Below are 26,288 nucleotides of genomic sequence, written 5' to 3'. Positions count from 1 at the left end.
CTATTCAAGGCTGTTCTGTAAATAATTAGGTATGGGCTTTTCCATTCTTGCAGCCTATTGGTAAAATAATGGTGTAAAGGCTTTTGGATGTTCCACAGCAGAAATTATAAATTTGAGAATGGATAAGGGCTCAAAAAAACACAAGTCGACTTTTTCAAATTGGGGCAGAAAGCTAAGGGAGCACCCTAAAAAGATACTTGTTTTTTTGGTGTTGGCGGTGACTTATTATTGCTGTTTGCCAAAACAGCTGTTTACCTCTCCCCATGCAACGGTTGTAGAAAGTAGGTCTGGACAACTTTTGGGCGCGGTAATTGCGGATGACGGACAATGGCGATTTCCTGTTTTGGACAGCCTGCCCCAAAAGCTTAAAATCTGTACGTTGAATTTTGAGGATGCTTATTTTTATTGGCATCCTGGTTTTAACCCGGTTTCTATTGCCAAGGCATTTATGGCCAATATTGTTGCAGGAAGAACCGTGAGGGGTGGCAGTACCCTAACCCAGCAATTGGTGAGGTTGTCACGCAATCATAAAAAACGTTCCTATTGGGAAAAGGCAAAAGAATTGATCTTGGCAACAAGGTTGGAACTGCGCTTGTCCAAGGAAGATATTCTAAAACTTTATGCCAGTCATGCCCCCTATGGGGGTAATGTTGTTGGTTTGGAGGCTGCGGCCTGGCGTTATTTTGGGTTGCAACCCCATCAATTGTCATGGGCCGAGGCCGCTACATTGGCCGTACTGCCCAATGCTCCCGGTTTGATATACCCAGGAAAAAATCAACAAAAACTATTGGATAAAAGAAATAGATTGCTAAAGAAATTGTTGAGGAACAATTATATTGATAGTACTGTCTATAAACTTTCCCTACTGGAGGAACTACCCAGAAAGCCTTTCCCATTGCCCAATGTGGCGCCACATTTGGTTCAGTATTTAGCAAAAAAAGATAAGGGGAAGAAAATTGTGACACCAATAAACAAAGAACTTCAGAATAGAATAAATACCATTGTAGAAAGGCATCACAGCTCATTGAGACAGCAACAGCTGCATAATGCGGCTGTATTGGTGATGGAGGTGAAAACCAGGAAGGTACTTGCTTATGTGGGCAACGCACCTACTGATAAGGAACATGAAAAGGATGTTGATATGGTACGGGCCAACCGTAGTACCGGTAGTATTCTTAAGCCCCTTTTATATGCTGCCATGATGGATGCCGGTGAGCTGCTTCCCCAAATGTTGGTGCCCGATGTGCCTACGCGGATTGCGGGGTATACTCCCGAAAATTTTAATGAACGGTATAGCGGAGCGGTGCAGGCCGATAAGGCCTTGGCAAAATCCCTGAATATTCCGGCTGTGCGATTATTGCAATCTTATGGCTTGGAAAAATTTCGTGGTCAACTAGACCTATTTAATTTAAAAGGTCTGGACAAGCCGGCCGACCACTATGGGCTGACCCTAATTTTAGGAGGGGCGGAAACCAACCTTTGGGACCTGTGTAAGACCTACGCTTCTTTGGCATCTACTGTAAACCATTTCAACAAAACTTCCAGTGAATATTTTGCCAAGGAATTTACAGAACCCATCTTATCTGTTGATACCAAAGTTGATTTTGGGGGGAGGTCCACCTCAAAAACTGTTTTTGATGCCGCCAGTATCTATCTCACTTTGGAAGCCATGAAAAAGGTAAATAGACCGGAAGGGAGTGAATCTTGGGAGTTTTTTGACTCGGCCAAACAAATAGCCTGGAAGACGGGTACTAGTTATGGCAATAAGGATGCCTGGGCCATTGGGGTTACTCAAGATTTTGTGGTTGGGGTTTGGGCCGGTAATGCCGATGGTGAAGGTAGACCAAATGTAAGCGGATTGTTAACTGCGGCCCCAATATTGTTCGATATTTACGATATATTGCCCAAATCTTCTTGGTTCCAAAAACCCGAGGATGAATTCGTAGAGGTAAAGGTGTGTTCGGATAGTGGTTATTTGGTCACAGATAAATGCCCGGCTAAAGTGATTGCCGTTCCCAATAAAGAGAATTTTGTGAGGGCCTGCTCCTATCATCAATATGTACATTTAACTACCAATGGCCAATTTAGGATTAACTCGTCCTGTGCAGATCTTTCCCAATCCCTTAGGGAGTCTTGGTTTGTTTTGCCACCATTAATGGAATATTATTTTAAAAGAATTCACCCCAGTTATAAGACCCTGCCCCCGTTTCTGCCTAGCTGTAGTAAGGATGTTAATACGGGCATGGAGTTTATATACCCTAGGAACGGCAGTAGTATAACGCTCACCAAGAATTTTGAGGGAAAGTTAAACCAATTGGTAGTGAAGTTGGCACATACAAAACCAGAGACTGCAGTTTATTGGTACATGGATGGCGAGTTTATAGGGGAAACCACGGATTTCCATGAGCTGGGATTACTTCCAGGGCCCGGTTGGCATCGAATTACAGCCGTGGATGCCTTAGGGCAGGAAGCTGCTATTAGGTTAAGAATCAATTAAAATTTATACTTTGATATCCACGTTTAATCCGTTACCTTTAATTGCAGTAATGGAGGTGAAATAGAGTAATTCTTTCCTTACCAATATTTTATACAGATGAGAAAAAACATACGATTTTCTAACGTAGATAGGAAGAAAACCATAGCCCAACTGTCCAAAGAGACTTTTGACCTTGTGGTTATTGGCGGAGGTATTACTGGTGGAGGGATAGCTCTAGACGCAGCTTCCAGAGGCTTGAAAGTGGCACTATTGGAAAAAAATGATTTTGCTTCAGGAACCAGTAGTAAATCTACCAAATTGATTCATGGGGGCTTGCGCTACTTAAAACAATTTGATTTTTGGCTGGTAAAGGAAGTGGGGTCCGAACGGGCAATAGTTCATAAACTGGCACCCCATTTGGTGTTGCCAGAGAAAATGCTGCTGCCCTTAATAGAAAATGGATCTTATGGGAAATGGCTCACTTCCATTGGGCTAAAGGTCTATGATATTTTGGCACAGGTTAGTGGAGATGATAAACGCCAAATGTTGGAGAAAAAAGAGGCTCTAAAGTTGGAGCCCTTATTGCCTAAAAAGATTTTGAAAGGTGCGGGCTACTATGCCGAATATAGGACTGATGATGCCAGACTCACCATGGAGACCATTAAAACCAGTCTGCATTACGGGGCAACGGCCGTTAACTATGCTGAGGTAACGGACTTTGTCTATGAGGATAATACAGTAAGAGGAGTAAAGGTGAAGGATACTATTATGGACAAGGAGTTTACCGTTGACTCCAAATATGTGATAAGTGCAGCCGGACCATGGGTAGATGAACTTAGGGGAATTAATAATTCCAAAAAAGGAAAGCGTTTGCACCTTACCAAAGGGGTTCATTTGGTTTTTCCGTACGAGAAATTGCCCATTAAGCAATCGGTATATTTTGACATACCCGATGGGCGTATGATGTTTGCCATTCCAAGGGGCAAGATCACCTACGTAGGAACAACAGATACCAATTATAATGAAAATAAGGATAAGGTAAGAACTGATGTAGCCGATGCCATTTATCTTATTTCCGCAGTTAATAATATGTTTCCCAAGATAAATTTGGAAATGGAAGATATTATTTCGTCTTGGGCAGGATTGCGTCCACTTATCCATGAGGAGGGGAAGTCTGCCTCCGAATTATCCCGAAAGGATGAGATATTCACCTCTGATACCGGACTTATTAGTATTGCCGGAGGAAAACTGACGGGTTATCGTAAAATGGCAGAGCGGGTGGTGAATAGGGTAGCAAAAAAAATGGAGGAAGATCATGAAATGGAGGTAAAACCATGTGTTACAGACCAAATACCACTTTGCGGTAATGAGTTTAAGAAATACAAGAGTGTAAAAAAATATATGGCAGAGGTGCATGAGAGGTTGTCCCCAGATGGTTTTGCCAAATACGATGCTTGGTACTTGGTGACCAATTATGGAAAACAGACCGAGACCATTTTAGAATTGTATGCAAAACAAAATGATGAAGATCGTCAGATAGGTTTGGCAAAGGCCGAATTACAGTTCTGTATTGATCATGAAATGGTACAGAGCCCTATGGATTTTTTTATTAGGAGAACGGGAAGACTGTATTTTGATATCGACAGTATTCGTAAATTGATGGATCCGCTGTTGGAAATGTTCCAGACCACATATGGATTAGATAAGGCTGCCGTAGACGCTTATAGGGGCATACTTGAATCCGAAATGGAGGAACACTCCAATTTTTCCATGGATAGAGTGTAAGCCCCCCCATTTCTTGAGATTTAATGGAATTTCTATTAGGAGAACTGCGGCTTACCCCTAATCCAATTTTTCGGTCAGTGCCTTAAATACCTTTTTAGGGTTTTTATGTTCGTACAATACGGCATAAACGGCTTTTAGGATAGGTGTTTTGGATTTTTTATTGAGTTTGGAAATTATAATATGGGCACTTTTGGTGGCGTAATAGCCTTCGGCAACCATTTTCATTTCCATCATGGCGCTTTTTACGGTATATCCTTTACCTATCATGTTACCAAACATCCGGTTGCGGCTAAAAACAGAGTATCCGGTTACCAATAAATCCCCCAAATAAGCAGAGTCGTTTATATTGCGTTTCATACGGTGTACATGCTTTATAAAGCGTTTCATTTCTCTGATGGAATTGCTCATCAGAACAGATTGAAAGTTGTCCCCGTACCCAAGACCATGGGCTATACCAGCGGCAATTGCATAAATATTCTTCAGCATGGCGGCATATTCCGTACCAATGATATCATCGGAAATCTTTGTTTTTATATAATCGCTACTAAGGTGCTTGGCTACCAATTCGGCCTTTTCCATATCCGCACAGGCGATGGTTAAATAGGACAGGCGCTCCAAGGCAACCTCTTCAGCATGACAAGGTCCCGTAATAACACCAATATTCTTAAAGGGTATATTGTAATTATCATGAAAATGTTCGCCTACTATCAAACCGGATTCCGGAACAATTCCCTTTATGGCCGAAAAGATGATTTTATCCTTTATATCAACGGTCAATTGCTTTAATTCACCTTCCAAAAAAGCGGAGGGTATTGCGAAAATAAGTACATCGGCCGCAGCAACGGCCTCGTTTATATTATTTGTTAGGTTAAGTTGTTCTGTGTGAAACTCAACAGAACTAAGGTAATTTGGATTGTGCCTTTGCTTCTTTATGTGGTCAATGGCATCGGTATTTCGCATATACCAATTTACGATGTCGGCATTCTCTGTCATCATCTTTACAATCGCAGTTGCCCAACTGCCTCCACCCAACACGGCAAATTTTACATTGTTTTTCATGTTTAAACTTTCTGTTTTTCCTCTCTATGTACAATAGCCTTTACAATGGGATCCTATATATTATGCTTAGGTACTACGGAATGTACATAGATTTTAAAATCCTTGGCAATGTAGGATTGTTTTTCGGAGATTCAAAACTAGAACACAAGGTCTTGCCGCGTAGGGTTAGGTATAGGTAGTAAAAACTCAGGTTACTTTTTTATTTAAAGCATGTACAATAAATAATTTTTATAGTGCCCTGGAATTCAATTAAAACAGGAAATTACATGGCATTGGGATGGGGGCAATGGGTATAGGTTATAATTAACGATAAAATGCTCAAAACTTTAACATTGGCTTGTGATTGGTAGGACAATGAATGCCTAAGGTTGTGCGTTAATAATGATAGTACAATGAAGCAGGTACATTCAGGTGATGGTAAGTCCTACGCCTTTGAGGAAAAGGCCATTTGGACTTTTTATAATGGATTATCCTTTGAATAGTCCAATAGATGCTGCTATATGGGCCTATAAAGGGTTTAGCGGAGAAATAAAAATTATGTTTATACGGGAGCAATCCCACTACACAATAAAAAATGTTTTTGGTTGGTTAATTAGTTAAAGGCCGCCTTGGGATAATTGACCGAGGCGGTTTTTTTATATGTTGGCCGTAATGTAAGGGTTGGAAGTAACTGCTAGAAATTGGATGGGATGCATCTCATTACCACTTCATTTTTGATCCGCTCAAATATATTTAGCGAAATTTTCTGGTGGTAATTTGTTGTATATATCACATTTACGTATATCATAGCCATAAAAACAAGAAAATCCACTACTTTTGCCGCCTTAAATCTACGACGTGAAGAAGTATTTAAATCTGTTTGATTTTAAACAAAAGATAAACTACAAGAATGAAGTGTTGGCTGGGCTCACGGTAGCCATGACTATGATCCCAGAGTCGCTATCATTCGCTATTTTAGCAGGGTTGTCACCTTTAACGGGACTTTATGCCGCCTTTCTGATGGGGATTGTTACAGCTATTTTAGGAGGAAGGCCTGGAATGGTTTCTGGTGGTGCTGGAGCTACAGTTGTGGTTTTAATTGCTCTGGCTTCGTCCCATGGTGTGGAATACCTATTTGCAGCTGTTGCTTTAGCCGGAGTGCTACAATTTTTGGTTGGTATCTTTAAATTGGGAAAATTTGTTCGTCTTATTCCGCAACCGGTAATGTATGGTTTTTTAAATGGACTGGCAGTGATTATATTTATGGCCCAGGTTGCCCAATTTAAGATTTTGGATAACGGTGCTGAGGTGTGGATGCAAGGTCCCGCACTATATATAATGGCAGGACTTACCCTTTTGACCATTGCTATAGTGGCTTTATTTCCTAAAATAACCAAGGCGCTTCCAGCTTCCTTAGTGGCCATATTGGTTGTATTTGGAATTGTTTATTTCTTTAATATAGATACCAAAAAGGTGATGGACATTGCTTCGGTAAGTGGTTCTTTGCCCTCATTTCATATACCGGATGTTCCTTTTGGTTGGGATACACTTAAAGTTATTTTTCCATATTCCTTGGTAATGGCGGGTGTGGGACTTATTGAGACTCTTTTAACCCTAAATATGGTGGACGAAATTACCAGAACAAGAGGTCAATCCAATAGAGAAGCCGCTGCACAGGGTATAGCGAATATTGCCAACGGATTCTTTGGTGGTATGGGAGGATGTGCCATGGTAGCCCAAACTTTGGTAAATGTGGGTTCGGGAGCAAGAGCCCGACTATCGGCCATAATTGGTGCGATGACTATTTTGCTTATTATTTTAGTTGGAGGTCCCGTTATAGAACAAATCCCGATGGCTGCTTTGGTGGGGGTAATGATGGTTGTGGCCATAGGAACCTTTGAGTGGGTTAGTTTTAGGGTAATCAATAAGATGCCAAAACACGATATTTTTGTTTTGATATTGGTTGCGGTAGTTACCGTAGTATTACATAATTTAGCTCTAGCGGTGTTAATCGGCGTTATTGTGTCATCGCTGGTTTTCGCTTGGGAAAGTGCAAAACGTATTAGGGCAAGAAAGCATATTGATGAAAACGGAGTTAAACATTATGAAATATATGGGCCACTTTTCTTTGGGTCCACCACCACCTTTATTGAAAAGTTCGATGTTGAAAACGACCCGGATGAAGTTGTAATAGATTTTAAGGAAAGTAAGGTGGTAGACATGTCGGCCATAGATGCCTTGAATAAAATTACGGCTAGATATCAGAACGAAGGCAAAACACTGCACCTTAGATATTTGAGTCCAGACTGTTTAAAGTTGTTGACCAACGCCGAAAGTGTTATTGAGGTAAATATTATTGAAGACCCCACTTATAGGGTTATGCTCAATAAATAGGCATTAGGAAACCTGAGCCTTAGTTGGAGAACCAATCCCTAAAGCACAAATAGTATTTAAAGTGTTTAAGTGGTACAAGCCCTGTGAAAATGGACTATTGTAGTGTGCTTTGCAATATTGTTCAGTCCTCTTTAACTAATGATCCGTCTTAAATTAGATATGGAACAGAATAGGTTTGAAGTTCCTGTTTGGATTGTGTAATGTGTCATAGGCCATATGTAGCCCCCTTCCAAGTACTTGTAATAGTGCTATCATTGTTATAGTTGTGTATTTACAAAATGGGAGCCGCGTATTGAAGTATAAAGCGTTGTTTACCTGCTGTATTTATTTGCCATAGAAAGTAGCGTACTAAAAAAGCGTATATAACAACAACTATAGTGTTGATATATACGCTTTATTGATATATGCTAAGGGTCTACCTTATTATAAAGTACGTAAATATTCAGCTACCGCTCGCGCATCTTCCTCAGAAAGATTTTGATTAAGCATTACGGCGTTATTGTATTCTTTAAGCAAGGCTTTTGCAATAGGATCCTCCTTAAGCATTCCATCAGGGTTTAAAATCATATTCATTACCCACTCTGGACTTCTTCTATCAAAAACGCCCTTTAAAGCAGGTCCTATCAAACGTTGTTCCGCCATATGGCAGGCAACACAAATAGTGCTGAATGTTTTTTGACCTTTAGCAGCCAATTCAGTATCTATTTCATCTGCAAAGGTCACGGATTTAATAGGGCCAACACCTTTATTGTCCATATCCACGGGAACCCCTTCACTTACAGGTTCTGCCTTCACTTCCTTTTTGGTGCGGTTCATTTCAAAACCATCCTTCTTTTCTTCTTTTTTCTCGCCACAGCCAATAATCAATCCAGCCAAGGCCAAAGGGATAAGTACTTTTTTCATCGTTTTTTTTAATTATGGTACTAATATAGTAAATAGATTATTTTAATGTAGTTCTTCAATGAACTTTAATGCTCTTTTTTCGGTATAAGTTATATTTTTCTGACCATAGAATCCAACGTGGCCGCCGTAGTTTGGAACTTCGAAATGGATGGCCTTATTTAATTGGGCTTCCTTATAGGGGTAACACTGCTTCCCTAAAAAGGAATCATTTTTTGCATTTATAATTAGGGTAGGTACAGTAATATTGGTTAAAAACTGTAGGGAACTACATTTTTGATAATAGTCAAGAGCATCCTTAAATCCGTGTGCTCTGCTAGTATAGATGTCATCAAAATCTTTTAAGGTATTAATATTGGCTATATCCTTATCTGTTATTCTGTTTGGGAAAACTAGCTGTTTTAATCTCAGCTTTTCTTTCAAATGTTTCTTAAAACGTTGGGAGTACACAATGTTCTTGGGCTTTAAGAGTTCTACCAAAGAATTGTATAGGTTGCAGGGAACAGATATGGCGACTGCGGCTTTAACCTGTCTGGGAACCGTTCTTGCTTCGCCCAGGTATTTCAGGATTAAATTGCCACCTAGGCTAAAGCCTTTTAAATAGATATGACTATAGCTTTTTTTCGTTAAAATAAGGTTTATTACGGCCTCCAAATCTTCAGTGGCCCCGGAATGATAAGATCTGAACAATCTATTGGTTTCCCCACTGCACCCTCTAAGATTTATGGCACAGACATCTATGCCATGGGCAATAAACTGCTTTGCACTTCCGGTTATATAAGGCCGTTGGGCATTACCTTCAAGACCATGTATAAGTATGGCTACCTGTGTAGTTGGGATAGTGGCAAAACTCCAATCCAAATCCAAAAAATCCCCATCTGCCAATTCCAATCTTTCACGTTGCTGCAGTAGTGAGTTAACCTTTCTAAGAACCCCAGAATATATCGTTGCAACATGAGCGTTCCTAAAAAGAATAGGAGGCTTGTATAAGGATGGAATTATGGGCATGGGCAACAGTTAAAAAAGGGGTGTCTAGGTATGTAAAAGAATTACTTCACTAAGATACTATATTTAAAATTTAATTAGTACTAGGGAGCTTATGCTTAAAGTAAAAGGAATAGGAAGATTTATTCCTAATATGTCATTGTATTTTGCCTTTTAATATAAAATACATGGCTTTTAGAGCGCAAGGTTGTTAAAATGCTAATCTTTTGCTTGGGGTTTCAAGATATTTTTTTACTTTCGTTAACGTTAACGAAAATTAATAAGTACAATAAATTATGGGATTTATCAAATCAACAAAATGGTTTCTGGCATTACTTCTATGTGGAACTATTTCTTCATCATTCGCCCAAGACGGTTGGGAAATGCTTTTTAACGGAAAAGACTTTTCCAATTTTGAGCAATTGAACGGCAATGCCAAGTATAAAGTTGAAAACGGGGAAATGGTCGGCACTTCCCGCTTGAATACGCCCAATAGTTTTATGGCAACCAAAAAAAAGTATGGTGATTTTATTTTGGAGTTTGAAGTATATGTGGAAAACGGATTGAATTCCGGTGTTCAGTTTAGGAGTTTAAGTCTGCCATCTTATAGGGATGGAAGGGTTCATGGCTATCAATGTGAGATTGAAACCAGTGATAGGAAATGGGCCGGAGGCATTTATGATGAGGCCCGTAGGGGCTGGCTATACCCATTGTCCAGAAATGAAGAAGGTAGAAATGCCTTTAAACCTGGGGAATGGAACCATTATAGGATAGAGGCTATTGGCAATACTATAAGAACCTATATCAATGGGGTACAATGTGCCAATCTGGTAGATGACCTTACCTCTGAAGGTTTTATAGCATTTCAGGTACACTCTATCCACGATGAGGCTTTAGAGGGTAAAATTGTTAAATGGAAAAATATTAAAATAAAGACCTCTGATTTAGAAAATGAGCGAAATAGGGTGGCCGATCATGCCCCTGAGATAAGCTATCTTCAAAATGAATTGACGCCTAATGAGATTAGGAAAGGCTGGCGTTTATTATGGGATGGTAAGACCACCAAAGGATGGCGCGGGGCCAAACTGGATGGCTTTCCACAAAAAGGATGGAATATAGAAGATGGAATACTGAGTGTTTCTGCCTCGGATGGCGGGGAATCTACAAATGGTGGTGATATAGTTACTACCCAGGCCTTTAGTGATTTTGAACTAAGTGTAGATTTTAAATTGACCGAAGGGGGTAATAGCGGCATCAAGTATTTTGTAGACCCAAGCCTAAATAAGGGAGCAGGCTCTGCCATTGGTTTGGAGTTCCAAATTTTGGACGATAAAAAACATCCAGACGCCAAGAAGGGTAAAAACGGAAATAGGACGGTAGGTTCATTATACGATCTTATAAGAGCCGAAAACTTTGAAAATTCCAGAGGAAAGAATTTTAATGGAATTGGAAAGTGGAACAATGCTAGAATTGTGGTAAAAGATGGGCATGTAGAACATTGGCTAAACAATGTAAAAGTAGTGGAGTACGACCGTTGGAGTCAAGCGTTTAAAGCTTTGGTAGAAAAAAGTAAATACGAAAAATGGAAAGACTTCGGCGTTATTCCAGAAGGAAGGATACTACTACAGGACCACGGTGATCAGGTGTTTTTTAGAAGTATTAAAGTGCGTGAGTTTTAAATAGTATTAATTAAAAGGACATATTATGAGTAAGGGACGTAGAATTTTTATCAAGAATACGGCCTTGGCAAGCGGAGGTATTGCATTGGGCATGCATACGATGAGCGCCAAGAGTTATGGACGGATCCTGGGTGCCAATGACAGGGTAAGGGTAGGTATAGCCGGCTTTTCCAATAGGGCCAAAGGGGCCTTGATACCTGCGTTCCTAGGTCATCATAAGAAACAGAATTTTGAAATAGTAGGTGTTTCTGATATCTGGAACAGGCGAAGGGACGAAGGGGCAGCTTTCTTAAAGGACAAAACCGGAAACAAGGTGAAGGCCTGGAGGAATCACGATGAAATGTACGAGGAAAATAAAATTGATGCGGTTATCATTTCCACCCCAGATTTTCAACATGCCCTTCATACGGTACAGGCGGCCAATGCCAAGAAAGATGTGTATGTAGAAAAACCCTTTGCGGAAACAATGGAAGATGCCAGAGTGGGGAAAAAAGCCGTTGAGGAATCCGGAATAGTTTTTCAGATTGGGTCCCAGAGGCGAAGTGGCAAGAATTATCACGCAGCCAACGATTATATAAAATCCGGGAAATTCGGAGATATTGTGATGGTTGAAATGAGTTGGAACGTAAACCAACCTGATAGATGGCGCTTACCAAAACTGACCAGTGAAATAAAGGAGTCGGATACCGATTGGAAACGCTATCTTATGAACAGGCCTTATGAAGCTTGGGATCCACGCAAATATTTGGAATATAGGTTATTCTGGCCTTTTTCCTCAGGAATTCCCGGACAATGGATGTCCCATCAGATTGATACCGTGCATTGGTTTACGGGTTTAAACCACCCCAGAAGTGTAGCGGCAAACGGCGGAATATACCTCTGGAAAGACGGTAGAAAGAATTATGATACCATGACCGCGGTGTTTGATTATGGCCCCTTGGATGACCTTTCCAAAGGTTTTCAGGTTGTTTATTCATCAAGATTCACCAATTCTGCAGGGGGAACCAAGGAAATTTATTATTCCAATGGAGGCGAATTAAATCTTGATACCAATAAGGTAAGTCCCAATGGAGGCTTAAAAGCTTCCCATGCCAATAAAATGGGGATGCAGGCCAATCAATTGGAAGAATTTGACCTTTCGGAGTCGGCTACCAAGGTGGTTACTTCGGCCAATACAGGTGCCGATAATATGACTTCTTTGCATATGTTGAACTGGATGGAATGTGTTAGGAGTAGAAAGGAAACCAATGGGCCTATTGATGCGGCATATAATCATTCCATAGCCAATATAATGACAACAGCAGCCCTAAGGACCGGACTCAAATCTACCTTTGATGAAAAGGCACAGGATGTTCTGGCGGGCAACACTGTTTTTAAATACTAACCTCTTAAATTGTATTCCAATGTCTATAATTAAACCCAGTATTATTCTTGTTCTTGTAGTACTATGCTCCTGTAAGGAGAAAGCAAAAAAGGACGTAGTTGCCAATGTGGAACCTAAGACGAATGCCATAAGCTTTATAAACGATGAAGAAAACCAAAAGGTAGATGTGCTTATGGATGGTAAATTGTTTACCAGTTATTTATATGACGGTACTACCCCTAAACCTGTACTCTATCCGGTTATTACCAATAGTGGTAAAAAAATAACAAGGGGCTTTCCGTTGGAACCAACGCCTGGAGAAAGGGTAGACCATCCGCATCATGTTGGTATTTGGTTTAACTATGGGGATGTTAACGGATTGGATTTTTGGAACAATTCTTATGCCATTCCAGATGAGGAAAAGCATAAGTTTGGTACTATTGAGCATCAGGAAATCTTGGATACGAATGCGGACGAGGGTACCCTGACCATAAAGGCAAACTGGAATGGTCCAGATAATAATACGCTACTGGAAGAAACCACCACCTTTACTTTTGGTCAGGAAGGATCTATGAGAAAAATTATTAGGAATACCACTTTAAAAGCCTTGGAGGACGTTTCTTTTAAGGACAATAAAGAAGGGATGATAGCCATTCGGGTAACTAGGGGACTGGAGCTGCCTTCAGACAAGCCATCTATCTTTACGGATGCTAACGGTATTCCTACAGAGGTTAAAGCCTTGAACAATGAAGGTGTTAAGGGCGATTATTTAACAAGTGAGGGAAAAACAGGTGAAGATGCCTGGGGCACCCGTGCCAAATGGACAACATTATATGGTGAAGTAGATCAGGAACCCGTTTCGGTGACCATAATGGATCACCCAAAAAACGTAGGCTATCCTACCTATTGGCACGCCCGTGGTTATGGTCTGTTTGCGGCCAATCCATTGGGGCAGGAAGTGTTTTCGGACGGGAAGGAGAAATTAAACTTTTCCTTGGCCAAAGGGGAAACGGTTGCTTTTAAATATGCCGTATTGGTACATAGTGGCGATCCTTTGGATAAAAATGCGTTCGAAAATTATTTTTCTGATTTTGCTAAAAACTAATATAAGCTAATATGAGATGTATTTCTTTGTTGTCCATTCTGTTGTTTATTGGTACCAGCTGTGTAGCCCAAGGATACGAGCAAACCAAACTGAATACTATTTTTAATGGAAAGACTTGGGAGAATTGGAAGGTGCCTGATGGCAACGAATGGTCTATAAAGAAAGGGAAGATTACAGCCAAGAATAACGCGGAAAAGAAAGGTTCCATTTTATGGACCCAAGATACTTACAAGGACTTTATAGTCCAACTGGATTTTAAGCTTATAGAAGGAAATATAGATTCGGGAATATTTATGAGGGGCGATGATAAGAAGAGCCCACAGATTCAAATAGGTATTTCCGGATCCTTAAAGCGGGATATGACCGGGTCTCCCTATGTGCCTGGTTTGGGTTACCCCGTAGAGGCCAGTAACGTAAAAAAACTACTTCGTTTAAAAGGATGGAATACCATAACGGCTCGAGCCATAGGAAACTCCTATACCGTTTGGTTAAACGGTGAGGAGGTAATGAATTACACTATGCCGAATGCCAATCTAGAAGGCCCCGTTGGGATTCAATTGCACCCAAACAGGGAAATGGAAATACAATTTAGAAAAATACGATTGGCAGTGCTATAGTATCATTGCTTAATCGTAATTTTGCCGCTTTTTGCAGTGATGAGTTATTGGAGAATATAGGGAAGACCTGATATGAATGAGCTTATAGGAATAAAACAGATAGCCAAACTGGCCAAGGTGTCCATTGGTACCGTAGACAGGGTATTGCATGATAGGCCAGGTGTTTCCAAAACTACACGCGAAAAAATTCTAGCCATCATAAAGGAAACCGGCTATAAAAAAAATGCAGTGGCCAGTAGGCTGAATTTGGCAGCGAGGAAAAAGGTGAAAATAGCGGTGCTGATACCTGAGGCCACTAGTAATTGGAGCTATTGGGAGGTACCCAAAAAAGGAATAGATGACGCAGTAGAGGAGCTGAGCGATTTGGGAATTTTGGTTACTTACTTTTATTTTACCGGACCGGATTCTTTTGAAAGTCAGGCTAAATTGGTCTTGAAAAAAGATATTGATGGTATTATAACCGTGCCTTTTTTTAAGGAGGAAAGTAATTGTCTGTTGGGCAATGCCAAGAAAAACAAGATTCCCGTACTGTTTTTGGATACGGAGATTCAATTGGATGACCCTGCTTTTTTTATTCGTCAGAACTCCTATGATGCGGGAAGGGTGGCTGGAAGACTCTTGCACGGCCTCGTTGGGGAAGAGGGCCTGTATTTTGTTTTCAATATTATTACCGATAGGGGAATGCACGTAAACAACGAGCAACGTGAAAATGGTTTTAGGGAATTTTTTAAAACTAATTTTAAGGACACCCCCATAACCATTATAACCATAAACCACCCAATAGGAGGGGCGTTGGGAATAAACGATGAATTGGAAAAGTGGTTTAAGGACAAGCGGCCAAAAGGGATATTTGTAACAAATGCCCGATCTTATCTTATTCCCAAGATTCTTGAGGCCCATAAGGTATCCAATGTATCGGTAGTTGGCTTTGACCTACATAAGGACAATTTGGAATGTCTTAGGAATAATGAAATTCATTTCCTTATCAATCAAAAGCCAGAGTTTCAGGGATATACAGCAATTAAGAGTATGTTTAAATATCTAACGGAGGATGATTCTTCTGATTTAAATATAGATATCCCCGTGGAAATCATTGTTAAGGAAAACTGCCAAGCCTTATAGTTTTTTTTACCTACTACTTACCGCACTTTAAGCAGTCATATCTTTTATTGAAATCATAGTTGTTCAAAAAGAGCAAGGCCTCGACTTTGATAAAGTCGAGGCCTTGAAACATTTTGTATTCTATGAATATGGGCTATTGCGGATAACCATCATTTTGAGGATATCCTCCCAAGGTCCTATCAATTTGATCTTGTGGTATAGGTCTAACTATGTGGTAATCTTGAATGTTTGGAGCAGCAACCGGGTTGTACAGTCTTGTTCTTTCAACAAGTTTCCCAGTTCTGGCCAAATCCCACCATCTATGTCCTTCTCCTGCGAGCTCCCTGGCCCTTTCATCCAATAAAAAGTCTAAATCAACCTCTGCAGGGGTAATTTCCATAGCACTTTCCATACCGGGAAGAGCAGCCCTAACCCTTACCTCATTGATGTCTTCGGCAGCACCAATTGCATCGCTTTGCTGTAATCTGGCTTCTGCTCTAAGAAGGTAGGCATCTGCCAATCTCATTAAAACAAAATCGCGCTGTCCTTGGGTCTTTTGGCGATCTGGACGTGTAGGGTCTATCCATTTGTTCATTGACGGGAACAATCGTTCCGTATATTCATCATTTGTGATGGTCATATAGGCTTTGGTATCCTGTCTGCTTTGTGGCCATTCTATATCCTTTCCAGGTCCAGGAATGTAAATGGCGGTGTCACCTATAGAAAGGGCTGCCCTAGCTGGTTCACTGGCACTGGCTTCCGTGGCAGGTTCATCTTTGTTGGCATACCAAACATGCTTAAACGAGGCATCGTACCTGATATCTAGACTACGGTCCCAAAGGGTAAGCATGAATTCTGTTGGGCGATGTCTTTTCCAAGGACGGCCATTGGTAACATCACGGGTCATTCCACGTTGTACATCGTATTCCATAAGGAAGTATAGATGCCCTCGATGACCATAACCATCCGTGCCGTCATCTACCTGAGTCTTGGAATTGGTAATGTTCCAGACAATTTCGCTATTCTCTTGGTTGTCAATGTCCCATAAGTCGGCGTAGTTGTCCAAAAGAGAAAAGCCATAATTGTTAATTACATTGGAGAACAAGGTTTCTGCCCTAGAGGCATCTGTAGACTCAGCCCAAGAAGTATAGCTTCTAGTCAATAAAGCTTTCCCCAATAAGAATTCTGCGGCGGCTTTTGTAGCACGGCCATAAGGCGATTGTGTCTCGGGAAGATTGGCAATTGCATATTCCAGATCTGGTACAATAGCCTGACTATAAATATCGGCCCTAGATGTTTGGTTGGCTTCAATTTCAATTCCAACGGTTTCTTCCAGACTAAGGTGAACATCACCATAAGTGTTGGTGAGATCAAAATAAAATAAGGCCCTAAGAAAACGTACCTCCGCCAAACGTATAGTTTTTATTTCTTCATCCATTTCCAATCCTTCAGATCTGGCAATAACGGCATTAGCTTGGTTAATACCTTTGTACCAGTCCCTCCAGGCATCACGGACATAGCTTTCGGCACTGTTCAGACCTACATCATAGGTGTTAAATACCTTATGTCCACCATCTGAGCCATTGGTCCAGATATCCGAACCCATGGTTGTCATGGCAAAACCTCTTTCTTGTCCGTAAAAGGGTTTTAATTGGGCATAGGTTGCGTTGACGGCATCACCGAAACCTTTTTCGGTAGTGTAATAGGAGGCAGCCGATACATCGGTAACCAGCTCTTCCTCTAAAAACTTATCACATGATACCATGGAGACGATCAGTGATAAAGCCAAGATTTTATATGTTATTCTTTTCATAATATTTTGTTTAGACATTTTACAGTGTAACGTATTTAACTTGTATCAAATTAGAAAGTTACGTTCAACCCCAGTGAGAACATTTTGTTGCTGGGTACGGTACTGGAGGACAGACCACCATCTTCTTGATCGGTTTCTGATGATTCAGGGTCAAAGGTGTCATAGTCCGTTATGGAAAACAAATTCTGCCCTGCAACATAAAGTCTTAAATTAGACAATTTTAACTTCTCCGTAATAGATTTTGGGAAATTATACCCCAGGCTAACGTTCCTTAATTTAACATAGCTACCGTCAAAATAGGACATGGTGGAAGCATTTTTGGCACTTTCCTGATTTTCGTTTGGTCTAGGATAGGCATTGGTAGGATTGTCCACCGTCCAATAATCCACATCTAAATTGTTGTACCTTCCAAACAGGGAGTTGTTGCTATCGTGAAAACGCGATCTGATCATCTGTCCTTGGCGGAAGTAGAAGAAGAAGCTAAAATCAAAGCCCTTATAGGAAAAGTTGTTGGTAATACCTCCGTAAAAATCGGGTACGTCGGAACCTAATATAATCCTATCGTCCGGAGTTATGACTCCGTCTCCATCTTGGTCCTTAAGTTTTATTTCTCCAGGTACCTTACCTTCTGCAGAATTGGCCAAGGCTTCCTCTGAAGTTTGATAAATTCCAATTTTCTCATAATCATAGAATACATTGATTGGTTGACCAATAAACCATTGGTTACCTACATCATCTATAGAGTTTCCATTTTCATCTTTTAGTGCCAACTCTGTGATTTCCTCTTTTAATCCGGCTATGTTAAAGCCAATGTCCCAGCTAAGTCCATCTGGGTTATCTAAAATGTATGCATTTACATTAAATTCCAGACCTGAGGATGCGGTGGCTCCAATATTCTGTAGAATACTCTGATACCCTGAGGTGTAAGGTAAACTTCTGTTCAAAAGGATATCGGTTGTCTTGGTGCTATAATAGTCCAAAGCACCACTAATACGTCCGTTGAATAATCCATAGTCTAATCCAATGTCGATGGTTTTTGATACTTCCCATCCCAAATCAGAGTTAGGTATTTCGTTTAAGCCAAAGCCAAGTGCTGTGGATTCTCCGTATGCATAGGCAGTTCCTTCCAATCTACCAGCGGTTTGATACGGATCAACTGAAGTGTTACCTACCTCACCGTAGGAAGCCCTTAACTTAAGCTCGGAAATAGTACTGCTGTCGATCATAAAATCCTCTTCGGAAATTCTCCAACCGGCAGAAAATCCAGGGAAATAATTCCATTTGTTTTCTTCGGCCAATCTGGATGAACCATCTGCCCTAAGGGATCCTTGGAACAGATATTTGCCGTCTATGTCGTAATTTACCCTACCCATGAAGGAAGACAAGGTCCATTCTACTAGTCCAGAGGAGATATCCCCCTTAACAGAGGCCGACCCCATATTATAGAACTGCTGTGATTCATAAGGAATATTCGCCACTGCGGTATAGGAGTTTTCCTGTCTTGATTTCTGGATACTCTGTAATAGGGTTACTTTAAGGTTTTGATTGTCGGTAACCGCTTTGTTAAAGGTCAATAGGTTCTCCAAAGTGTACCCAAAGTTGTCATTGTGCTCTATGGAAGCATCTCCTGGGCCTCCCCTATTATCATTGGTTAAACTTCCCCTAAACTGTCCACGTCTTCTGTATCGTATATCCGGTCCAAAAGTAGTGGTCCATTTTAATTCTGGATTAATATTGATGTCCAGATAGACTGGGGCAAATATTCTGGTGGTTTTGCGCTCATCAATATAGGCGCCGTCCACAAGTTCGTTCAATGGATTGGTTCGTATACCGTCATTGGTAGGCAAGAATAGAAGTTCGCCTGCCTCATCATAAGGAACACCTAATGGGTTGTTGGCCAAGGCTTCTCCCATGGTTGCCGATGAACCCCAGTTTTGTATAGAGTTGGATATAGAGAAAGATACCCCTACCTTAAATATGTCGTTAATCCTATGGTCTAAATTAATCCTACCGGTAAAGCGCTCAAAGTCCATATTGCTAATAATACCCTGCTCATTAAAATAGCCTAGGGAAGCATTAAAGGTGGTCTTTTCCGAACCGCCACTTACTCCGAACTGGTGATTTGTCTGCCATCCGTTGTCCAGTACCAGGTCTAGCCAATCTGTAGAACGACCTTGTTCAATAGATTCCAGTTCAATGGGGTCAAGAAATACTTGATCATCGGTGGGGATGGTCCCGTTCCAAGAGGTACGTCTAGACTCCCTTTTTAAATCGGCAAATTCCTCTCCGTCCATCATGTCTACCAATCGCGATGCCGAAGTAGTACCTATATGGCTGCTGTAGGTAACTTTGGTCTTTCCTACCCTACCTCTTTTTGTGGTTATTAAGATCACCCCGTTTGCACCTCTAGATCCATAAATGGCCGTTGCGGCAGCATCTTTCAATATTTGCATGGATTGGATGTCCTGTGGATTGATGTCCGATACGGACTCGGTTCCACTTATCTGTGGAATTCCATCAATTACATACAGCGGATCATTGGAAGCCCCTATAGAGCGTCTACCCCTGATGCGGACCGTTGAGTTTTCACCTGGTCTTCCGCCATCGGCCTGAATATCCACACCGGCCACTTGTCCTTTAATGGCGTCAATACTACTGGAAGTTGCTATTTTTTCAATAGCTGAGGCGTCTACCGAGGAGATGGCCGCGGTAACTTCACCTTTCTTCTGTGTACCGTATCCGGTAATGATTACCTCGTCCAAAGATTGTAAATCCTCTTCCATTGTAACGTTGATGATACTACTACTACCAACGACTACACTTTTAGAGCTCATTCCAATATACGAGAATTCCAATGTCTGTCCTTCTTCTGCGGTAATGCTATATTTACCGTCAAAATCCGTAACGGTTCCGGTAACAGTTCCAACTATTACCACACTAACTCCTGCTAGAGGAATGTCCTCCGTATCGGTTACCACACCACTTACCTGTTTCTGAAAAGGTGGGTCAACATCCTCAAAAGCATAGGATGTGTTGAAAATACCCAAGCATGCCACAAGGGATATTTTCAGGAAGATGTTCTTCCATACAGGAATACTACCCTGCACTTGAAATAGCTCCTTAAATCTTTTTTTCATAATTAGAGTTTTAATTTGTTAGTTGATTTTGTTAACTCCAAGAGTCATCGTTAACGTTAACGAATATAGATATTCATTTTTAATAAAAAAAAGAAATTTAATAATTATGTAGGCATTGTCAATTGGGATTGTCAATATTTTGGCAGTTTCATTGACATATAATGGAATTTTAACCTAATTTAACTTAAAACATTGCGGCGGGTAGACATATGATGGGTAGTTTTATCTAAATGCCAGACTATCAGTGAGAAGGATCTTTTATGGTTTGGTATATTAAAGGATTGGCCCTAGAATCCATTAAGGTTTAATTCTCAGGTCAGATGAAGGAAGGTTATGCAATATAAGGACTAGCTTAATTTCAAATTTAGGAAAACAGCTTAAAGTCAGACTTATTTGGGGTAAGTATCCAATACTTTTATTTGTTTTTCTACAGCAGCGGTGAATTCAGATTTTAAATCGGCCACCAATTCCGAAACAGCTGGTACATTTTCAATGGTAGCTACCCCTTGTCCGGCAGACCAAATGGTCTTCCATGCCTTGGCCTCGGTATCAAGCTCCTTGCCAAAATCTATTTTGGTATCCTTTTTTAGATCTTCCTCGCTGATTCCGGCCGCTTTTAAACTGGCGCCCAGAAAATTGGCGTGTACCCCGGATATGGCGGCGGTATACACCACGTCACTCGCTCCTGAGTCGATAATCATTTTTCTGTACTCTTCCGGTGCCTGGCTTTCCTTGGTATTGATAAACCGTGTGCCCATATAGGCTATGTCTGCCCCCATTTGAAGGGCAGCCGCAATATCTTGGCCTGTACTGATACAACCGGAAAGTATTATGGTTTTATGATAGAATTTCTTTACCTCTGCTATCAATGACATAGGGTTTAAGGTCCCGGCATGGCCACCGGCCCCTGCGGACACAAGAATTAAACCATCTACCCCGGCCTCGGCCGCTTTCTCAGCATGTCTTTTTTTTATGATGTCATGGAATACCAATCCCCCATAGCTATGAATGGCATCAACTACTTTTGCAACAGCGCCAAGAGAAGTAATTACCAAAGGGACCTTATGTTTTATACACACCCTAACATCTTCTTCCAATCTGGGGTTGGTAGGGTGTACTACGAGATTTACCCCAAATGGGGCAGCCTTTTTTCCCGTTTCCTTTTCAAATTTCTCCAAGGCGGTCTTAATCGTTACCAGCCACTCCTCAAAACCCTCCGTAGTGCGTTGGTTCAAGGCCGGGAATGTTCCAACAATCCCATTTTTACAGCATTCAATGACCAATTCCGGGCCGGATATTAGAAACATGGGCGCAGCTATGGCGGGCAGTGATAACTCTTTGAAAAATGATGGCTTTAGGCTCATGGCATTTGGGTTTACTGAATTAAAAATAACTGGTGATAGCGAACAATGTAATCTAATTAGTTATCTATTCCATATAACTATAGTATATTTGGAATTTGCTATGCACGCATAATATTTTCAAATATACTAAATAATAAAGCATGTTTTTAAAAGATTTCGAGATTCGTTGGAGCGATGTTGATGCCAATCGGCATATGGCCAATTCGGCGTATATAAATTTTATGAGCCATACCCGTATGTCATTTTTATTGGAACTTGGGTTTAATCAAAATACAATGGCCGATCATAATATAGGCCCCGTAGTGTTCCATGAACATGTGTATTATTTTAAGGAGGCATTTCTGGGGAAACCCATACAGGTTTCTTTGGAATTAATGGGGTTAAGTGAGGATGGTACGTTCTTTGAATTTCATCACAATTTTTACGATCATAATGGTCGCAACTTTGCACACTGTCAAGTAATGGGGGCTTGGATCAATCTTCGTACAAGAAGCTTAACCTCTTTAGGTGGAGAGTTGTTGGAGGCCTTTAATAGTATTCCTCGACCTCAGGGGTTTAAGGTCCTAACCAAAGCGGACACGCGTAAGTTTGAGGTACGTCCTATGGATTTGGTCTAGCTTTTTTGCTTACTAGATATACGCCCATCAACACCAATACTATTGCTGTGAATTTTATGAAATTCAGGTGGTCCTTACCGGATAATATAGCAAATACGATACCTATCAAGGGTTGTAAGTACATAAAAACACCCACTGTTGAGGCCTTTAATTGGGTTAGAGCGAAAACGTTGAACAAATAGGTTAAAAAGGTTGTTCCTATCACCACAAAGGCAACGGCCCCTAACGCCTCCATAGGCATTTGTTGCCATTCTATTTTCATAAAATCCGAATAGGTAACCGGTAAGGTCAGTATAAGTCCAATACCGAACAGCCATTTCATAAGGGTAAAAGGATGGTATTTTTCCAGTAGTTTTTTCACTAGGATAAGATATAGGCCATAGGACGTGGCATTGACAATAAAGAGTAGATTGCCAAAGGGGATATTAGTTGCATCTTGCCGTACTTCTGCTCCAAAAAGTACCAATCCCAAGGCACCTATCAAGCCTAGAAAAACGCCAATTCCTCGCTGTAGGGAGACTTTTTCCTTTATAAATAATGCGGATAATATAACTACCAGGATTGGGGTAATGGTAATTAGCACGGCGCTATTGATGGGAGTTGAAAGTTCCAGCCCTTTAAAAAAGGAAAGCATGTTTATGCCCATTCCAAATATGGCGCAAACAAAAATCCGGCTCCAATCCCGTTTTTCCAATTTTTCCTTGGGACCAAAAAATGAAATGGCCCAAAATAGTAGGGTGGCGCCAAAGAGTCTTAGGAATATAAATCCAAATGGCCTTACATAGTTGGGCATAACGCCTTTGGCAATGGTATGGTTAATGCCATAGATAGTGGTGGCCCCCAAGGCGGCCAAGATAGCTAGGGTTCGTTTGCTCACGGGTTAATGCTGGCTTTGGCCTTGGCAACTACCGCCTTGCTATTTCCTACAAAAATTTGGTTGTCCATAAGGATTACCGGCCTTTTTAAGAATGTATAGTGTTCCAGGATCAATTGTTTGTAATCGGCCTCACTTAGGTTTTGCTCTTTTAGATTACGTTCTTTATAGAGCCGTGCACGCTTGCTAAATAAGCTTTCATAACTACCGGACAAATCTGCCATAATTTTTAGATCCTCAGGGGTGATGGCCTCTTGTTTAATGTCTTGAAGTATAAAATCACTGGACGGGGCCAATTCCTTTAAAATTCTTTTGCAGGTGTCACAAGTACTGAGATAAAATATCTTTTTCATAGCTGTTTTTTGTTGCTTTAACAGGTGTCATCTAACATTTGGGGATTAAGATAACGGTTGCCTTTTTAAGGTGAGGGTTATTTTAATCGTATCGATTTTTTTTTTTGTAAATCTATTCCCAAGATAATATTTGCCATGCAAAGAAACCCATTTCAATTGAATTGTACTATTTTTAAGGCCGTTTGTAAATAATTAATAATAGAAAATTCATAGACCTTGGAACACGCATTTGAAATTACCCTTCAGAATAGAAAAAAACTCTACCAGATACTAAAGGATACCCCAAAGGAACAACTTCTGGCAGTGCCTGATGGCTTCCGAAACAATATTTGGTGGAATATAGCCCATGTGCTTGTAACCGAGCAACTCTTGGTTTACAAACTTGGCGGGCAGCCCATGCGCTTGGATGGGACCCTTGTAGATAAGTATAAAAAGGGAACGCAGCCTGGCGGAGCCCCAACAGAAGAAGAACTTCAAGAAGTGGCAGAGCTGTTGTTGTCTACAGTAGACTGGATGCGGGAAGATTATGGAAAAGGTATTTTTAATGGGTATAATGAGTATACAACCAGTGCCAATGTTACCTTAAAATCTGTAGAGGATGCCATTATGTTCAATGTGTACCATCAGGGCTTGCATCTTGGCACCATTATTTCGCTACTAAAGGTCTTGGACAAGTAGTATTAAATCTCCAATTTAACATTTAGAAAGTGCCTTATTTCCGCAAAGGGGAGCGTTAAGGTAATGGGTCCTTCAGCATAGGAGGTTACCTCGTATTGTTCATAGAAAAGCTTCAGCCCCTCCGCTGTAAAACCAATGTTAAGAGGGAGGTAAAACTGATCGTTCTCAAACATAAATCCGGTAGCATTTATAGATGATGTTGCCGGTATGTTTTCCTGTTTCCTAAATTTATCTTCTACAAAATTTTCAAAACCCAAAGGGTCTTTGAACAACTCCATGGTCTCTAGTTCCTTATTTTTTTTCTTGTCAAAATTCAGGAATCGGGTAGATGAAAACCCATGGGCACCTCCTGTAAAGGAATAGGAGTTTATCTGAATTGATATTATATTTTTATCCTCATAGGTAACGCTTGCTTCAATATTGGCTTCCCAGCCTACAGGTTCATCCGGATATAATTTTTTAAGTTCTAAATACCCGTTTTTAAAGGAGTCCATCGCCTCTTCTATAGTGGCAGCCTCAGTTTCGTCGTCATAGATGAGCAGGGAAATGACCTCTTCCCTAATGGCATTGTTTATGGTGCTGCCAATGGACTTTTTGTCCAGTACCTTGGGAATATTAATAACTGTTTTGGGACAATTTCCACAGCTTTCTGCAACATATTCCGTGGGCTCAAAAGTAAGCATATCCCCATTGCTTTTGCAATTCAAAATTAGAAGAGTTAATAATATACAACAGGCCAATGTAGACTTCATAAACGCATAGGTATTAGTAAGCTGTAAAGCTACAATATCATTGTAATCCCCAAAAGATAAAGGTACATTTGTGTATAGATATTTTTACATGGACAAAAGACAATTAAAATTCAATAGCAAAGCAATTCATGGTGGGCAAGCTCCGGACAAGGCTTATGGGGCGGTAATGCCACCTATTTACCAAACCTCCACCTATGCCCAAACTACCCCAGGAGGTCATATGGGTTATATGTATTCCAGAAGTGCCAACCCAACTAGGACGGCTTTGGAGGATTCGTTGGCCAGTATTGAAAATGGAACTTTTGGTATGGCTTTTGGAAGCGGAATAGCGGCCATAGATGCTGTAATGAAACTGATGAATCCTGGAGACGAGGTAATCGCTACCAGTGATATCTACGGGGGTAGCTACAGAATCTTTAGGAAGATATACGAAAAATACGGTGTTGTTTTTCATTTTGTTGGGATGCAGGATTTGGAGGAAATAAAAGCCAAGGTCAACTCTAACACAAAGCTTATATGGGTAGAAACGCCCACCAATCCCATGATGAATATTGTTGATATTAAGAGGGTCTCCCAATTGGCAAAAAAGCACCATATCCTTTTTGCCGTAGACAATACCTTTGCAACCCCATATTTGCAGTTACCTTTGGACCTGGGGGCCGACATAGTAATGCACTCTGCCACAAAATACTTGGGAGGACATAGTGATGTTGTTTTGGGAGCATTGGTGGTTAAGGATAAAGACCTTGCAGACCAATTATATTTTATACAAAATGCAAGTGGTGCCATATGTGGCCCTATGGACAGTTTTTTGGTGCTTAGGGGTATAAAGACCTTGCATGTAAGAATGCAGCGTCACTGTGAGAACGGACGGGCTGTGGCCCAGTTTCTGGCAGATCATCCTAAAATTGACAAAGTGTATTGGCCAGGTTTCCCGGACCACCCCAACCATGAGGTGGCCAAAGAACAAATGAAAGATTTTGGGGCCATGATATCCTTTGTGCCAAAAGGGGGAGACTACCAGGATGCCATAAAAATAGTAGAAAGACTACAGCTATTTACCTTGGCAGAGTCCTTAGGAGGCGTGGAGAGCCTGGCAGGGCATCCCGCAAGTATGAGCCATTCTGGAATTCCCAAGGAAGAGCGCGAAAAAAGTGGGGTGGTAGATGCAATGATTCGGCTTAGTGTAGGGATAGAGGATAGTGATGATTTAATAGCAGACCTTAGGAGGGCTATAGAACACTAATTTTATCAAATT

At 40.9% G+C, this 26,288-nt stretch carries 20 protein-coding genes; 11 read left to right on the top strand and 9 right to left on the bottom strand.

The annotated features are described in order from the left end of the window. The first annotated feature begins 118 nt into the window (after positions 1-118). Both pbpC and EHW67_RS05300 read left to right on the top strand, forming a co-directional pair. Entirely contained in the window at positions 119-2,497 is a 2,379-nt protein-coding gene (gene pbpC / locus EHW67_RS05305) for a penicillin-binding protein 1C (RefSeq protein ID WP_126161320.1), read from the top strand. A gap of 96 nt (positions 2,498-2,593) precedes the next feature. Next, positions 2,594-4,261, top strand: coding sequence for a glycerol-3-phosphate dehydrogenase/oxidase (locus tag EHW67_RS05300; protein WP_126161319.1), 1,668 nt, complete (start codon positions 2,594-2,596; stop codon positions 4,259-4,261). 57 nt (positions 4,262-4,318) lie between these two features. Here EHW67_RS05300 and EHW67_RS05295 read toward each other — a convergent pair whose 3' ends face one another. Then, complete coding sequence (locus EHW67_RS05295) at positions 4,319-5,320, bottom strand: NAD(P)H-dependent glycerol-3-phosphate dehydrogenase (protein WP_126161318.1); 1,002 nt, start codon at positions 5,318-5,320, stop codon at positions 4,319-4,321. Between the two features lie 837 nt (positions 5,321-6,157). Between EHW67_RS05295 and EHW67_RS05290 the strand changes: the two genes are divergently transcribed. Continuing rightward, positions 6,158-7,693 (top strand): SulP family inorganic anion transporter, encoded by a 1,536-nt coding sequence (locus EHW67_RS05290; RefSeq protein WP_126161317.1) that lies wholly within the window; start codon positions 6,158-6,160, stop codon positions 7,691-7,693. Between the two features lie 423 nt (positions 7,694-8,116). On the opposite strand, the gene EHW67_RS05285 is transcribed toward EHW67_RS05290, so the two are convergent. Then, entirely contained in the window at positions 8,117-8,596 is a 480-nt protein-coding gene (locus EHW67_RS05285) for a c-type cytochrome (RefSeq protein ID WP_126161316.1), read from the bottom strand. Positions 8,597-8,638: 42 nt separating this feature from the next. Further along, positions 8,639-9,601 carry a YheT family hydrolase gene (locus EHW67_RS05280; RefSeq protein WP_126161315.1) on the bottom strand — a complete coding sequence of 321 codons (963 nt, stop codon included), beginning with the start codon at positions 9,599-9,601 and terminating at the stop codon, positions 8,639-8,641. 272 nt (positions 9,602-9,873) lie between these two features. Between EHW67_RS05280 and EHW67_RS05275 the strand changes: the two genes are divergently transcribed. The 5 genes from EHW67_RS05275 to EHW67_RS05255 all read left to right on the top strand — a co-directional run bounded on the left by EHW67_RS05275 (position 9,874) and on the right by EHW67_RS05255 (position 15,463). Next, complete coding sequence (locus EHW67_RS05275; protein ID WP_126161314.1) at positions 9,874-11,256, top strand: 3-keto-disaccharide hydrolase; 1,383 nt, start codon at positions 9,874-9,876, stop codon at positions 11,254-11,256. Positions 11,257-11,281: 25 nt separating this feature from the next. Continuing rightward, on the top strand, positions 11,282-12,640 hold the full coding sequence (locus EHW67_RS05270; protein ID WP_126161313.1) for a Gfo/Idh/MocA family protein: 1,359 nt from the start codon (positions 11,282-11,284) through the stop codon (positions 12,638-12,640). Positions 12,641-12,659: 19 nt separating this feature from the next. Then, a complete protein-coding gene (locus tag EHW67_RS05265; protein ID WP_126161312.1) occupies positions 12,660-13,724 on the top strand; it encodes a DUF6807 domain-containing protein in 1,065 nt (354 codons plus the stop codon). Positions 13,725-13,735: 11 nt separating this feature from the next. Continuing rightward, entirely contained in the window at positions 13,736-14,341 is a 606-nt protein-coding gene (locus tag EHW67_RS05260; RefSeq protein ID WP_126161311.1) for a 3-keto-disaccharide hydrolase, read from the top strand. A 72-nt stretch (positions 14,342-14,413) separates the two neighbouring features. Beyond that, positions 14,414-15,463 (top strand): LacI family DNA-binding transcriptional regulator, encoded by a 1,050-nt coding sequence (locus EHW67_RS05255; RefSeq protein WP_126161310.1) that lies wholly within the window; start codon positions 14,414-14,416, stop codon positions 15,461-15,463. A gap of 133 nt (positions 15,464-15,596) precedes the next feature. Here EHW67_RS05255 and EHW67_RS05250 read toward each other — a convergent pair whose 3' ends face one another. The 3 genes from EHW67_RS05250 to EHW67_RS05240 form a co-directional block, all read right to left on the bottom strand. Continuing rightward, complete coding sequence (locus tag EHW67_RS05250; protein ID WP_126161309.1) at positions 15,597-17,255, bottom strand: RagB/SusD family nutrient uptake outer membrane protein; 1,659 nt, start codon at positions 17,253-17,255, stop codon at positions 15,597-15,599. Between the two features lie 50 nt (positions 17,256-17,305). Beyond that, positions 17,306-20,392, bottom strand: a complete 3,087-nt coding sequence (locus EHW67_RS05245; RefSeq protein WP_126161308.1) for a SusC/RagA family TonB-linked outer membrane protein — start codon at positions 20,390-20,392, stop codon at positions 17,306-17,308. Between the two features lie 389 nt (positions 20,393-20,781). Then, the gene (locus tag EHW67_RS05240) at positions 20,782-21,756 is read right to left on the bottom strand and encodes an NAD(P)H-dependent flavin oxidoreductase (RefSeq protein WP_126161307.1); all 975 of its coding nucleotides are present in this window, start codon (positions 21,754-21,756) and stop codon (positions 20,782-20,784) included. Positions 21,757-21,896: 140 nt separating this feature from the next. Between EHW67_RS05240 and EHW67_RS05235 the strand changes: the two genes are divergently transcribed. Beyond that, positions 21,897-22,373, top strand: a complete 477-nt coding sequence (locus EHW67_RS05235) for an acyl-CoA thioesterase (RefSeq protein WP_126161306.1) — start codon at positions 21,897-21,899, stop codon at positions 22,371-22,373. Here the strand turns inward: EHW67_RS05235 and EHW67_RS05230 are convergent. Both EHW67_RS05230 and EHW67_RS05225 read right to left on the bottom strand, forming a co-directional pair. After that, the gene (locus EHW67_RS05230; protein WP_126161305.1) at positions 22,357-23,250 is read right to left on the bottom strand and encodes a DMT family transporter; all 894 of its coding nucleotides are present in this window, start codon (positions 23,248-23,250) and stop codon (positions 22,357-22,359) included. The two genes, EHW67_RS05235 and EHW67_RS05230, sit on opposite strands and share 17 nt — an antisense overlap. Beyond that, entirely contained in the window at positions 23,247-23,600 is a 354-nt protein-coding gene (locus EHW67_RS05225) for an arsenate reductase family protein (protein WP_126161304.1), read from the bottom strand. The genes EHW67_RS05230 and EHW67_RS05225 overlap by 4 nt, the downstream gene beginning before the upstream one ends. Positions 23,601-23,816: 216 nt before the next feature. Between EHW67_RS05225 and EHW67_RS05220 the strand changes: the two genes are divergently transcribed. Then, positions 23,817-24,278 (top strand): DinB family protein, encoded by a 462-nt coding sequence (locus EHW67_RS05220; RefSeq protein ID WP_126161303.1) that lies wholly within the window; start codon positions 23,817-23,819, stop codon positions 24,276-24,278. Positions 24,279-24,280: 2 nt separating this feature from the next. Here the strand turns inward: EHW67_RS05220 and EHW67_RS05215 are convergent, their stop codons facing one another. After that, positions 24,281-24,985, bottom strand: coding sequence for a DUF3298 and DUF4163 domain-containing protein (locus EHW67_RS05215; protein WP_238389846.1), 705 nt, complete (start codon positions 24,983-24,985; stop codon positions 24,281-24,283). Positions 24,986-25,118: 133 nt separating this feature from the next. On the opposite strand from EHW67_RS05215, the gene EHW67_RS05210 reads away from it, so the two are divergent. Beyond that, on the top strand, positions 25,119-26,276 hold the full coding sequence (locus EHW67_RS05210) for a cystathionine gamma-synthase (RefSeq protein WP_126161301.1): 1,158 nt from the start codon (positions 25,119-25,121) through the stop codon (positions 26,274-26,276). Positions 26,277-26,288: the final 12 nt, after the last annotated feature.

This window comes from Arenibacter aquaticus, assembly GCF_003957295.1.
Lineage (GTDB): Bacteria > Bacteroidota > Bacteroidia > Flavobacteriales > Flavobacteriaceae > Arenibacter > Arenibacter aquaticus.
This window is presented reverse-complemented; position numbering and strand designations above follow the sequence as displayed.